This window comes from Streptomyces physcomitrii, from assembly GCF_012273655.1.
In the GTDB taxonomy this organism is placed as follows: domain Bacteria; phylum Actinomycetota; class Actinomycetes; order Streptomycetales; family Streptomycetaceae; genus Streptomyces; species Streptomyces physcomitrii.
Window position 1 is genome coordinate 262,415 of record NZ_JAAWWP010000004.1, and the last position, 12,397, is coordinate 274,811.

10 protein-coding genes and 1 pseudogene are annotated in these 12,397 nt (G+C 75.8%); 6 read left to right on the plus strand and 5 right to left on the minus strand.

What is annotated here, in order from left to right; all coding sequences use genetic code 11:
* Positions 1-247: 247 nt before the first annotated feature.
* Positions 248-1,759 (plus strand): oxidoreductase, encoded by a 1,512-nt coding sequence (locus HFV08_RS08980; RefSeq protein WP_246341628.1) that lies wholly within the window; start codon positions 248-250, stop codon positions 1,757-1,759.
* A gap of 107 nt (positions 1,760-1,866) precedes the next feature.
* Here the strand turns inward: HFV08_RS08980 and HFV08_RS32085 are convergent, their stop codons facing one another.
* Positions 1,867-3,342, minus strand: coding sequence for a LuxR C-terminal-related transcriptional regulator (locus HFV08_RS32085; RefSeq protein ID WP_168537636.1), 1,476 nt, complete (start codon positions 3,340-3,342; stop codon positions 1,867-1,869).
* A 154-nt stretch (positions 3,343-3,496) separates the two neighbouring features.
* On the opposite strand from HFV08_RS32085, the gene HFV08_RS08990 reads away from it, so the two are divergent.
* The 4 genes from HFV08_RS08990 to ybaK all read left to right on the plus strand — a co-directional run bounded on the left by HFV08_RS08990 (position 3,497) and on the right by ybaK (position 7,208).
* Positions 3,497-4,420, plus strand: a complete 924-nt coding sequence (locus HFV08_RS08990) for an NADP-dependent oxidoreductase (protein WP_168537638.1) — start codon at positions 3,497-3,499, stop codon at positions 4,418-4,420.
* A 320-nt stretch (positions 4,421-4,740) separates the two neighbouring features.
* Entirely contained in the window at positions 4,741-5,793 is a 1,053-nt protein-coding gene (locus tag HFV08_RS08995; RefSeq protein WP_210430035.1) for a hypothetical protein, read from the plus strand.
* 92 nt (positions 5,794-5,885) lie between these two features.
* The gene (locus HFV08_RS09000) at positions 5,886-6,626 is read left to right on the plus strand and encodes an LON peptidase substrate-binding domain-containing protein (protein WP_168537640.1); all 741 of its coding nucleotides are present in this window, start codon (positions 5,886-5,888) and stop codon (positions 6,624-6,626) included.
* An 84-nt stretch (positions 6,627-6,710) separates the two neighbouring features.
* Positions 6,711-7,208 carry a Cys-tRNA(Pro) deacylase gene (ybaK, locus tag HFV08_RS09005; RefSeq protein ID WP_040254433.1) on the plus strand — a complete coding sequence of 166 codons (498 nt, stop codon included), beginning with the start codon at positions 6,711-6,713 and terminating at the stop codon, positions 7,206-7,208.
* 67 nt (positions 7,209-7,275) lie between these two features.
* Here ybaK and HFV08_RS09010 read toward each other — a convergent pair whose 3' ends face one another.
* The 4 genes and pseudogenes from HFV08_RS09010 to HFV08_RS09025 all read right to left on the minus strand — a co-directional run.
* Complete coding sequence (locus HFV08_RS09010) at positions 7,276-7,947, minus strand: hypothetical protein (RefSeq protein ID WP_168537642.1); 672 nt, start codon at positions 7,945-7,947, stop codon at positions 7,276-7,278.
* 34 nt (positions 7,948-7,981) lie between these two features.
* A complete protein-coding gene (locus tag HFV08_RS09015) occupies positions 7,982-8,815 on the minus strand; it encodes an ABC transporter permease (RefSeq protein ID WP_168537644.1) in 834 nt (277 codons plus the stop codon).
* Positions 8,816-8,864: 49 nt separating this feature from the next.
* A complete protein-coding gene (locus HFV08_RS09020; protein ID WP_312885477.1) occupies positions 8,865-9,896 on the minus strand; it encodes an ABC transporter ATP-binding protein in 1,032 nt (343 codons plus the stop codon).
* Positions 9,897-10,660: 764 nt separating this feature from the next.
* Positions 10,661-11,896, minus strand: a pseudogene (locus tag HFV08_RS09025) (NYN domain-containing protein); the annotation flags it as partial.
* A 281-nt stretch (positions 11,897-12,177) separates the two neighbouring features.
* Between HFV08_RS09025 and HFV08_RS09030 the strand changes: the two are divergent.
* Positions 12,178-12,348: a hypothetical protein gene (locus HFV08_RS09030; protein WP_163011136.1), complete on the plus strand. Its 171-nt coding sequence runs from the start codon at positions 12,178-12,180 to the stop codon at positions 12,346-12,348.
* The last annotated feature ends 49 nt before the right edge of the window (positions 12,349-12,397 follow it).

The following is a 12,397-nucleotide window of genomic DNA, read 5'->3' on the forward strand; positions in this document are numbered from 1 at the left end:
TGCTTCGGACAGTGGCCGAAAGCCGTCCCCCAAAGGTCCCGGAAGATCCCCTTCACCACTAGCGTTCGGCGTTCAAGCGGTCACCGAGCGGGCATGACGCTGGTGGGCCGTACATGTGCGCGGGGCCGCAGCGCGGGAGCCGCCGGACCTCAACCGCCGCACAGCATGGGGGAAGGGACGAGGGTACGTGGTCGACGTCACCGAGGTCGGAGATCCGCCGGACTGGCTGACCGCGGCGGAGATCGGCATGTGGCAGGCCTTCCGCAACGGCAGCGTCTACGACCTGCGCACCCACGACACGGTCGTCGACGACCCGCACGGCGGCCACCCCTGGGGCCCCGAACGCACCGTCCGCGCCCGCATCCTGTGCATGCTGCTGCTCGACGGCCCGCCCCCGCTCTCCGGCCGGGTCTCCTCCCTCAAGCTCCAGGGCCTGCAGATCATCGGCGTCATGGACCTCGCGGGCGGCGTGGTCGATCCGTACGTGGAGATGAAGGGCTGCCGCTTCGAGAAGGAGATCCTGCTGCCCGAGGCGCGGTTCTCCACCCTGCGCATGGTCGACTGCTCGATCCCGCGCCTGGAGGGCGCCCGGCTGCACACCGAGGGCGATCTGCATCTGCCGCGCTGCCGCCTGCACAACGGCATGCGCCTGAGCGACGCCCATATCGGCACCGACCTGCTGCTCAACCAGGCGATCGTCTACCGGGACCGGCGCGGCCGCTCGATCATGGCCGACGGGCTCAACGTCGGCCAGGACCTCCAGGCCGAGATGATGGAGTCGCACGGCGAGCTGAGCCTGCGCGGCGCCCAGGTCGGCGTCTCGCTCAGCCTGCGCGGCAGCCACCTCGCCAACCCCTACGGCCGCCGGGCGCTCAACGCCCCCCAGCTGACCGTGGAGCGCAGCCTCTACCTGACCCCGGCCAGCCTCGGCAACACCCTGCAGACCGGCGGCACCCCGGCCCGCGGCACCCGCATCCAGCGCTTCGAGTGCCAGGGCGGGCTGCGCCTGGACGACGGCCGGTTCGGCGACGCCGTCGACCTCGACCAGGCCCGCTTCGCCCTGGAGAACGACCAGGAACTCTCGCTGCGCCGCATCCAGACCCCCGAGCTGCGCTTCACCTGCGAGCGCCCGCGCCGCGGCCAGGTGGTGCTCTCCGGCGCCAAGGTCGTCAACCTGGTCGACAAGTCGACCAGTTGGCCGGGCGTCGGCGGCCTCCGCCTCGGCGGCTTCACCTACGAGAACCTCGTACCGCGCGGCTCCTTCCCGCTCAGCCGCCGCATCGAGTGGGTCTCCGCGGCCACCGCCGAGTACAACCCCGAGCCCTACGAGAAGCTCGCCACCGTCCTGCGCACCACCGGCGAGGACGCCGACGCCCGCGAGGTGCTCCTCGCCAAGCAGCGCCGACGCCGCGAGACCCTGCCGCTGGCCGGAAAACTCTGGGGCTACGCCCAGGACTGGACGGTCGCCTACGGATACCGGCCCGGCCGCGCCGCGGTGTGGATGGCGGTGCTCTGGGCGGTCAGTGCCTTCGCCTTCGCGCACGCCCCGCACCCCTCGCTCAAGGGCGAGGAGCACCCGGACTGGAACGCCGCGCTCTTCGCCCTGGACCTGCTGCTCCCGGTGATCGATCTGGGCCAGGACGGCTACTGGCGGATGAGCGGCCCCTGGCAGTGGGCCTCCACCACCCTGATCCTGCTCGGCTGGATCCTCGCCACGACGGTCGCGGCGGGGGCGACGCGGATGCTGCGGCGGGGTTAGCGCCCTTCGTACGGATCGACTCGTACGGATCGACCGCGTCCGGCCGACGGCGCGTCCGGGCCGCTCGCCGCCCCGGTGTCAGGCGCCCGGCGGTGCTGGGGGTGTCTTCACGGTCCCTGGACCCCGGCCTCCCTGGCGAGTGCCGCGGCCTCGCCCCGGGAGGCGGCGCCCAGCTTGCCCAGGATGTTGGCGACGTGGAACTTCACCGTCGACTCGCTGATGTGCAGCTCGGCGGCGATGGCCCGGTTGCGCAGCCCGCGGGTGAGCAGGCCGAGGACCTCCAGCTCCCGGGGGTGCAGTTCCGCGAGCGGTCCCGGGGCGGGGGCGGTGAGCGGGCCGAGCGGGAGCGCCGCGGTGACGGTGGTGCCCCAGCCGGGTTCGGCGTCCACGGTGAGCGTGCCGCCGAGCGCGTCGAGCAGTTCGCCCACCCGGTGCGCGCCGAGCGAGTCCGCGTCGAGCGTGCCGGGCCCGTCGTCGCGGACCACCACCCGCAGCCGGTCCGCCGCGGTGTGCCAGCGCAGCCGGAGGCGGCGCACCCCGTCCTGCTCCAGCATCGCGAGGACGGTGGCCCGGGTGGCGGCGCCCGCGGTGTGGGCGAGGTCGGAGGGGACCGTACGGTCCGGTTCGGGGGCCCGCAGCTCCAGGCGGACGCTGCCGAAGCGCAGCAGCGGGCGCAGTTCGGCGGCGCTGCGGGCGAAGGCCTCGGCGAGGCTCTCCTCGGACAGGCCCCGGTCCCACTCGGCGTAGGAGCGCAGCGCGAGCAGCGCGGAGAGAGCGAGTTCGGTGGCGGCCGCGCGGGCCTGGCCGTCCCCGAGCGCGGGCGCGCGCAGGGTGGTGAGCAGACCGGTGAGGGTGGCGGAGTGCGCGGCGGCGAGTTCGGCGGTCACCCGGCCGCGCTCGCTGGCGGCGGCCCTGGACCGGCCGAGCTGGGCGGGCTCCGGCGCCAGGGCGCGGCGCAGCTCCCGGGCGGTCACCAGGTCCCAGAGCCGCTGGACCAGCCGGAGGACGGGCGCGGGCACCGGCTGGCCGGAGACCTCGGCGAGCACCAGCAGGGCACCCGCGCCGCCGGCCTCCCGGGAGGCCACCGCGAGCACCCGGCGCGCCTCGCCCGCCAGCTGTGCGGCGCCCTGCCACGGCCGGTCGACCGGCACGGTGGCCGCCAGCCGCCCCAGCTCGGAGCCGGTGACCCGCGCGGCGAGCTCCCGGTCCCCGGCGGTCTTCAGCGGGGAGTGCGCGCAGTAGCCGCTGAGTTCGGCGGCGGCGCGGTGCGGCACCAGGGCGCCCAGTTCCGCCGACAGCCGCCCGAGCGTCTCGCCCAGCGGCGCCCCGAGCACCCGGGTCGCGGCGGCGAGCACGGCGGCCGGGTCGGTCCAGTCGGGGACGGGGACGGAGACGGAGACGCGCCCGGTCCCGACGCCCTCGGGCCCCGCGGCCGGCTCCTCCGCACGGTCGGCCGCCTCCGCCGCACGGTCGGCCGACTCCTCCACGGGGTCGACCAGTTCCTCTGCACGGGCGGCCGACTGCTGCTCCACGTGGTCGGCCGGTTCCTTCGTACGGTCGGCCGACTCCTCCGCATGGTCCATGCCCTCCACCGTAGTCAGGCGCCCCGGGCGGCGGCCTGGTCTTCCGGCCGGGTGGAACCGGCCGTACGACGGGGCGGCCCGCGTCCCGGGCGGGAGCAGGCTGGGTGGCGCAGGCTGGAGAACGGACCCGGCCCCGACCGAACCAGGAGCCCCCATGCCCGAGGCCATCGCCTTCGCCGAGTACGGCCCGCCCGAGGTACTCGAAGCCGTCACCCGCCCCCGGCCGGAGCCGGGCCCCGGCCAGGTCCTGGTGGCGGTCCGCGCCGCCGGGGTCAACCCGCTGGACTGGAAGCTCCGCGGCGGCGCCATGGCCGCGGTGATGCCCCTCGCGCTGCCGCATGTGCCCGGCCTGGAGCTGGCGGGCACCGTGGACGCGCTCGGCGAGGGCGTCGAGGGCCTCACCGTCGGCGAGGAGGTCTTCGGCAAGGCGCGGGGTGCCTACGCCGCGTACGCCCTCGCCGAGGCGGACCAGCTCGTCCGGCGCCCGGAGGACCTGGACCCGGTACCGGCCGCGGGCGTGGCCGTCGCCGCCGAGGCCGCCTACCGCGCACTCGACGAGCTGGGCCTGACCGAGGGCGAGACCCTGCTGGTGCACGGGGCCGCGGGCGCGGTCGGCAGCATGGCCGCGCAGTTCGCGCGGGCCCGCGGCGCCCGGGTCCTCGGCACCGCGAGCGCTCCGGCGCAGGACCGGGTACGGGAGCTCGGCGCCGAGGCAGTGGTCTACGGCGAGGGGGTGGCCGAGCGGCTCCGGTCCGCGGCACCGGAGGGTGTCGACGCCGTCCTGGACACCTCGGGCGCCGATGTCCTCGGGCTCTCCGTCGCCCTCGCGGGCGGCACCGGGCGCGTGCTGAGCCTCGTCGACCCGGTGGCCGCGGAGCAGCACGGGGTGCGCTTCTCCGCCGGTACCCCCGACGAGGACCGCACCGCCGCGGCCCTGGAGCAGGTGCTCGTCCTGCACCGCGCGGGCACCCTGGCCCTGCCGGTGCCCGTGACCCTGCCGCTCGCCGAGGCCGCCGAGGCCCACCGCTGGGGCGAACGCGGCGGCTCGGGCGGAAAGCTCCTGCTGCTCGTCGGCTGAGGCCCTGCCCGCCGGTCGGGTGGGCGTCCAGCGCGCCCGGCTTCGGGGGCCCGGACCTCCGTGTCGGTATGTGCACGAACCGGACCGGCACACCACGGAATGCCGGGCACACCACGGAGTCCCTGACGCGCAGTCACCCGGACGCCTTCCCGGCCGCACGGGCGGGCAACGGCGTGCCCGCGCCGCAAAACGCCTGACCACGGGGGTCCCGCCGCGCCTGCCCGGACCGGCCGCGGGGCATGCCGCGGCCGGGAGTGAGGAAATCGACACCCGATGCCCTCTGGCACCCCGGCGCCGCCGGCTCTTCAATGGTCCACACCATGGCTCTGTTCCGTACGCTGCGCCGCTTGGCTCGCACGGTGGCGCCCGCATCGGCGGGACGCGCCGGGCGCCGGGCGCCGGGACCTCCCCCGGACGAGGAGGTACTCCTCGACGCGCCCGACGCGCTGCTCGGACCCGCGCTCGTCCAGGCCGCCGCGGGCGCCTGGGAGGAGGCGGCGAAACTCCTCGCCACCACCCGGGAGCGGGCCGACTGGGAGCGCCGCGACCGGGTCACCCTGCGCCTCGCCGCCTTCGCACGCAGCCGCCCGGAGTGGTTCGCCGACTGGCAGGCGGCCGCCCCGCACGACCCGGACATGCTCCTGGTCAAGGCCCAACTCGCCCTGGACCAGGGCTGGCAGTCCCCGGCCAGGGCCGAACTCCTGCGCGGGGTGGGCCCGTTGATCTCCGCCGCCGCCGAGGGGGACATCCGCGATCCGGTGCCCTGGCGGCTCGCCCTCGACCAGGCCCGGGGCGGCAACGACTCGCACACCGCCTTCGAGCTGCTCTGGGAGCAGGCCCTGCGCCGCGCCCCGCACCACTACGGCAGCCATGTGGCGGCCCTGCAGTACCTCTCGGCCGCCTGGTACGGCTCGCACCGCGAGTGCTTCGACTTCGCCGAGCGCGCCGCGCAGGACGCCCACCAGGGCTCGCTGCTGCGCGCCCTCCCGGCCCGGGCCGCCCTCGCCTATCTGACCGGGCCCCCGCCGGGACCGGTGGCCGGACTGTCCTCCCTGGTGCCCCGGGAGCGTCTCGACCTCGCGGCCGACCTCGGCATCGAGCTGTCGGTGACCTTCCCGCCGCACGACCCCTGGCACGCCGAGATCCGCAACGTCCTGCTCTGCGTGCTCACCCGGCTCGGCCGCCACCAGGACGCCGCCGAGCAGCTGCGCCTGATCGGCCCGTACGCCACCTCCTTCCCCTGGGACCGGTTCTCCGAGGACCCGCTCGGCCACTTCCTGGGGCTGCGCGAGGCGACCCTCCGCGAGGCGGCGCGGGAGCGGCCCGGAGGCCGGGGCCGCGGCCCCGGGGACACCCGCACGGGCCGCCCCTGACCGGGCCGCGGGCGGCGGCGCCGGGGCGGGTCCGCGCGGGAGCGCGCCGGTGCGGGCCAGGTGGGGCAGGTCCTCGTCTAGGCTTGCCCGTCGTGACCACCGTCCGACTGCCGCTCTTCCCGCTCAACTCGGTGCTGTTCCCCGGGCTCGTGCTGCCGCTGAACGTCTTCGAGGCGCGCTATCGCGCCATGATGCACGAGCTGGTGAAGATCCCCGAGGACGAGCCGCGCCACTTCGCCGTCGTCGCCATCCGCGACGGCCACGAGGTCGCCCCGAGCGCCCCCGGCCTGCCCGACCAGACCTCACCGCCCGAGCGCGGGCCCGCCGCGGGCTTCGGCGCGGAACCGCTCAAGGCCTTCCACTCGGTGGGCTGCATCGCGGACGCGGCGAACGTACGCGAACGCCCGGACGGCAGCTTCGAGGTGCTCGCCACCGGCACCACCCGGGTCCGGATCGACGCGGTGGACGCCTCCGGGCCCTTCCTCATGGCCGACCTGGAGGAGCTCCCCGAGGAGCCGGGCGAGGAGGCGGGCGCGCTGGCGGCCGGGGTGCTGCGCTCCTTCCGCAACTACCAGAAGCAGCTGGCCGGGGCCCGCGAGCGCTCGCTCTCCTCGGCCGCGGAGCTGCCCGACGACCCCTCGGTGGTCTCCTATCTGGTGGCCGCGGCGGCGGTGCTCGACACCCCCACCAAGCAGCGGCTCCTGGAGACCGGGGACATCGCCTCCCGGCTGCGCGCCGAGCTGAAGCTACTGCGCCGCGAGACGGCGGTCATCCGCCATCTGCCCTCGCTCCCCGCGATCGACCTCACCCGCAACCCGACCAGCCTCAACTGACGACCAGCCTCGACTGACGAGCAGCGCCGACTCGGGGCGCCGGGAGGACCCGGCCCCGTACCCGCGAGTGCGGCCCGGAGAGCCATGGCGAAGAAGCCGAAGAAGCAGCAGGGCGGAACCCCGGCCACGGTGGCGCTCACCGAGGCGGGTACCGCCTTCACCGTGCACGCCTACGCCCACGACCCGGCCCACCCCTCCTACGGCGAGGAGGCGGCCGAGGCGATGGGCGTGGCCCCCGAGCGGGTGTTCAAGACCCTGGTGGCCGAGGTGGACGGGGAGCTGACGGTGGCCGTGGTGCCCGTCGCGGGCAGCCTCGACCTGAAGGCGCTCGCCGCCGCGGTCGGCGGCAAGCGCGCCGCGATGGCGGACCCGGCCCTCGCCGAGCGCACCACCGGGTACGTACGCGGCGGCATCTCCCCCCTGGGCCAGCGCAAGCGCCTGCGCACCGTCCTCGACGCCTCCGCCGCCGGGCACCCCACGGTCTGCGTCTCGGCGGGGCGGCGCGGCCTGGAGGTCGAGCTGAGCCCCGGCGACCTGGCGGCACTGACCGGGGCGGTGCTCGCGGAGATCGGCCGGGTCTGAGGCCCGGGGCCGCGCCGGACTGAGCCCCGGGGCCGCACCGGAGCCGGGGCCGGGCCCGCGGGAGCTGCTAGGCGTCCTTCGCGTCCTGCTGCTGCGGCGGGGTGCCGTTCCCGGGGCCGTAGGTGTACGGGAGCTCCGGCTCGGGGTCGCGGGGGCCGAAGAGGCCGGTGAGGGCGAGGTGGACGGCGAGCGAGGCGATCGGCCAGGCGAGCAGGGCGCCCTTGGCCTTGAGTTCGAGCGGCGCGTCGAAGGTGACGCCCTGGCCGACCTCCTTGGCGTGCCCGACCACGTCCTCGGTGGGGCCGAGCCAGATCCCGAACCGCCAGGCCACCACCGCGCCGAGCAGGCTCCCGGCCATCAGCGCGACCACGAGCGGCACTCCGCCGCGCCTGCGCAGCAGGAAGAGCAGCACTCCGGCGACCGCGCCGAAGCCGATGCCGAGCAGGGTGAAGACCCCGTCGACGCCGATCGCCTGCTCGCCCTCGGAGTCCTTGAGGTAGACCGAGTTCCCGTCCAGCACCAGCGGGACGTGCGGCGCCAGCTGCCACCAGAGCAGCCCGAGCAGCAGTCCGCTCACCACCAGGGCGAGCAGGACGACGGCGGCCGCCCGCAGCTCACCGGCGAGGCCGGGGCCCTCGGTGTCCGCGCCGGGCCGCGGCGGGATCGCCGAACTCCCGGCGGGCGGCGCCTGCCAGGGGTCGGAGGGGGGTTGGTGCGGAGGAGTCAACGGAGCGGTCACCCTGCCATCGTGCCAGGCCCGCGCACGGGCCGCGTCACCGGACGGCCGCGCGCCGGTAGGCCCAGGTCGCCGCGGCCAGCGAGGCGACGCCGACGGCGCCGCAGACCAGGAGGTCGAGCGCCACCAGTGCCCAGTCGGGCTCGGCCGCGAAGGTGCGGGAGAAGGCCTCCACGCCGTACGTCGAGGGCAGCAGGTCCCGCGCGTACTGCACCGCGGAGGGCAGCCGCTCCGGCGGCAGCACCCCGAGGAGCAGCGCGGCCGACATGCCCAGCTGGCCGAGCAGGGTGGCGAGTTCGGGGCGCGGGGCGAGCAGCCCGAGGGCGGCGCCGAGCCCGGCGAGCGCGGCGCCCGCGAGCGGGACCACCGCGGCGAGCACCCAGAGGTTCCCCATCGGCAGCCCGAAGAGCGCACAGCCCGTGACGGCGGTGACGAGGGTGCCGGGCACGGTGAAGGAGGCGTAGGCGGCGGCCGTGCCGAGCACCACCGCGGCGGGCGGCACCGGCAGCGTCGCGTAGTGGTCGAGCCCGCCGTCGGCGCGCAGTTGCCCGAAGTACTGGGCGAGCAGGTTGAGCGCGACGAAGGCGACCACGAGGACCGAGGAGCCCGCGACCACAGCCTGGGCCTCGGCCCCGCCGTCGACCACCCCGCGCATCAGGACCATGATCCCGACGGACTGGAAGGTGGCCACGAAGAGCAGCGGGATACGGGCCACCCGCGCCCGGGAGAGCTGGGCGCGGTAGACCGCGGCGAGCGCGGGCAGCAGCCGGGCGCGCGGCGCGAGCGGCTCGGCCGGGGCCCCGCTCGGGGCCGCCGCCTGCGCGCCCCGGTGCGCGCGGCCGGACAGGATCTCCGCGGGAAGCACACTCACCGGCTGCTCCTGGCCCGGGACGGGCGGACCGCGGCCCCTGCGCTGCGAGTCATGTCTTCACCAGCCCCTTCAGGTTCCTCGTGTCGCCGCCGAGGGCGAGGTACACATCTTCCAGGCTCGGCGTGGCCAGAGTGAAATCGTCCAGCGCCGAGAAGGCCGCGCCGCCGGTCACCGCGGCGAGGGCGGCCCGCGCCTCGTCCGGGGCGAGCCGCAGCGACCACCGGCGACCCGACCGTACGGCGATGTCCCGCAGAGCCGCGACCTCCGGTACGTCGAGCGGTGCCTGTTCCCGCCAGACCAGCTCCACCCGCACCTCCCCCGCCACCCGCTCCTTGAGCCCGACCGGGGTGTCGCAGGCGATGACCCGGCCGCGGTCCAGGACGGCGACCCGGTCGAGGACGGTCTCCGCCTCGATGACGTTGTGGGTGACGAGCAGCACGGTGGTGCCGTACTCGGCGCGGCGGCGGTCCACCGCGGCCCACACGGCGCGGCGGGCGACCGGGTCCATGGCGGTGGTCGGCTCGTCCAGGACCAGCAGCGGCCGCTCGGCGACCAGCGCGGAGGCCAGGCAGGCGAGCCGACGCTGCCCGCCGGAGAGCTTCTTGACCGGCCGGGAGGCCAGCTCGGTCAGGCCCAGTTCGTCGAGTACGGCATCGCGCTCGGCACGGGCGTCGGCGGCGGTGAGTCCGCGCAGCCGGGCGGTGGTCTCGGCGGCGAGCGCCACGCTCAGCTCGTCGAGGGCGGTGGACTCCTGGCCGAGGTAGGCGAGGATGCGGGCGGCCCGCTCGGGGTGGCGCACGATGTCGTGGCCGAGGATCTCGATGCTGCCCTCGTCGGGGCGCATGAGCCCGGTGAGCTGGCGCACCAGGGTGGACTTCCCGGCGCCGTTCGGGCCGAGCAGCCCGAAGATCTCGCCGCGCCGGATGTCGAAGGTGACCTTGTCGTTGGCGCGCACCGCGGGGGTACCGGGTGCGCCGCGGCGCCCGCGGACCGCCGGATAGGTCTTCACCAGGTCCCGCACCGCGCACACCGCATCGGCGCCACGGCCGTGCGGGCCTGCCTGTGCCGTGCGGGTACTCACGAAGTACGAGACTACGGGGTCCGGGGGTGCGCACCGCGCCCGGGGCGCCGATCCCGCCCGTAAGGGGCCGATCCGGCGCGGTGGGCGGGGGTTCGGCCGGAGAGAGAGGGCCGCCGGGGGAAGGTCCGCCGCCGGGAGTCCGGGGGTGGCGGGGCGGTGTGCGGCCGGAAGTCCGGAGACGGCCGGGAGTCCGGAGGCGGCCGGGAGTGAGGCGGCCGGGCGGGATGCCCCGGGCCGGGGTACCGCAGGGGGTCCGGGGGCTATGGGCCGGTGTGCCGCGGGGCGAGATGCCGCCGGGAGCCCGGGAGCCACGGGCCGCTGTACCGCGGGGCGAGATGCCGCCGGCCGGAGTGCCCGGGGCCGGGCTTCCGTGCGCCGGGGTGCTGCCGGGAGGCGCCGGGCCCGCGCCGGGCTCGGGGTCATTTGTGTGCCGGGTGCTCCGCCTCGGATCCCGGCCGCTCGGCTTTGCGCCCGGGGTGCGGGCCGGATTTCTGACCCGGATGGGGCCCGGGCTTCTGCCCGGCGGGCTGGCCGGATGTGTCTGCCGCGGACTGCTCCGGTTTCTGTCCCGGGTGCGCCTCCGGTGCCCGGTCCGGGTGCTCCGAGACGCGCGCGTCCTGCTGGGCGGGGGCGCCCTCGCCCGCGGTCCCCGGCTCCGCCGTGCCCGGGCCCTGGGCCTTGGCGGGCCCCGGCCGGGGCTCGTGGCCGCCGGAGGGGTGCTCCGAGGGAGCGGTGTGCGGGCGGTGGCCCGGGCCGTCGCCGTTCCCCGGCGGGGTGCCGTGGTCCCCGGCTCCGGGCACGTCCACCTGGCGCCAGAACCCGGCCCGGATCGCGTACCGGTCGTTCTCGTCGATCTGGTCGTCCTTGTGGGCGAGGAGCCCGAACCGGGCGGCGTAGCGCAGCAGTTCGCCGTCGACGCGGTGCGGGATCCGCGGGTACATGGTGGCCAGTACGCGTACCTGCCCGGTGTCCGGCAGCCGCTCCATCCAGCGTCGGGCGAAGACCTGCCCGACCTCGTAGGGGTCGCCGCCGACCGTGGTGATGTCCTCCTCGCGGTCCGCCCAGCGCTGCTCGGCGGAGGTGAGCTGGGCGAGCATCGGCAGGGCCGCGGCGTCCGCGGGCTCGGCGGGTGCGCCCGGGCGGTCCACCCAGCCCCGGTCGGAGGACCAGCGCAGGGTGGCGCTCGGCGGATGCGGTGCCCCCGGCGGTCCCGCGGGCGCCGGGTGGGGGCGCATTCCGGCCAGGTCCTTGGGGGTGGGGACGCCCCGGACGGTGGAGCCGCGCTCGGCGGTGCCGCCCGCCGCGGGCGGCTCGGCGGGGTGCGCGGAGCCCTCCTCGCGCGGGCGGTCGGCGGTCTCGGCGGTGCCGAGGGCGGACTCGGGCAGCGGCGCGGAGAGGATGGCGGCGATCTCGGGGCGCGCGGCCGGCGGGGAGGCGCAGAGGCCGCCGACCTCCTTGGCGCGTACCGCCTGGGTGATCCAGGCGCGGTCCAGGACCCGGCGCTCGTCCGCCTCGGCGACCAGGTCCTCGGACTGGTTGTAGTCCCCGTCGGCGGCCTGGACCGCCCACAGGTGGACGGCGACGCCGTGCTCCTTGGCCGACATCATGCCCGGCAGCAGATCGCCGTCGCCGGTCACCAGGACGATGTCCGAGCAGGCACCATTGCGGGCCAGCTCGGTCAGCTCGGCGTGCATGGCGGCGTCCACGCCCTTCTGCGCCCAGCGCCCGTCGCTGCGGGTGAGCGCGCCCAGGCGGACCGTCACCCGCGGCATCACCCTGAGCCTGCGGTGTTCCGGCTGGGGGACGCGGTCGGGGGCGCCGTCGAACCAGTAGATCCGCAGCAGCGGCTGCCGGGTGTCGGATTCGGCACGCTCGCGCAGTCCCTGGATGAGGGCGGAGTGGTCGACGGTGATGCGGGACCTGGAGGGCTCCCCGGCGAGCAGACTCGCCGCGGCGCCCAGCAGGTACCCGGCGTCCACCAGGACGATGCAGCGGTCCACGCGGTCCACCCTCTTTCCCTGGGGAGTATCCGAAAGGTGCTCCCGAGATCTTCGGTGCCTCATCCGGACAACACCAGCGCTCTGCTTCGGGTTTCCTTCGAGTCTGCCCGACTGCGCGGGGCTTAACGGTTCGAACTCGATCTTCGGCGTGGCGCCCGGCCGCCACCGCTGCCCCATTCCTCCTTTTACGCAGGGTAATTGTCTGAAATGCGACTGTTTACATCCTATGTGAATGTGGAGGTGGTCCTGGCACTCGGATCACCCCCAGGAGGAAGATCACCATGGCCAAGAACAAGCGAGATCGTAAGCAGCAGAAGAGCAGTCCGGCCGAGCAGGGCAAGGAGCGGGCCGAGCAGTCGTCCATGGAGGCGATGTCGCAGACGCAGCAGCACGCCCAGGGCAGCCCCGCGGACGTGGCCCGCAAGCACCAGCGGCGCTTCGGGCACAACTGACGCCTTCACCAAGGCGGTTGACGGACGGCAGCACGCAGGAGGGCGGGAC

Excerpts from the sequence above, each read along its gene's own strand:
- HFV08_RS08980 (WP_246341628.1), top strand. The coding sequence starts at position 248 with ATGTGGCAGGCCTTCCGCAACGGCAGCGTCTACGACCTGCGCACCCAC.
- HFV08_RS32085 (WP_168537636.1), bottom strand. The coding sequence starts at position 3,342 with ATGGACCATGCGGAGGAGTCGGCCGACCGTACGAAGGAACCGGCCGAC.
- HFV08_RS08990 (WP_168537638.1), top strand. The coding sequence starts at position 3,497 with ATGCCCGAGGCCATCGCCTTCGCCGAGTACGGCCCGCCCGAGGTACTC.
- HFV08_RS08995 (WP_210430035.1), top strand. The coding sequence starts at position 4,741 with ATGGCTCTGTTCCGTACGCTGCGCCGCTTGGCTCGCACGGTGGCGCCC.
- ybaK (WP_040254433.1), top strand. The coding sequence starts at position 6,711 with ATGGCGAAGAAGCCGAAGAAGCAGCAGGGCGGAACCCCGGCCACGGTG.
- HFV08_RS09030 (WP_163011136.1), top strand. The coding sequence starts at position 12,178 with ATGGCCAAGAACAAGCGAGATCGTAAGCAGCAGAAGAGCAGTCCGGCC.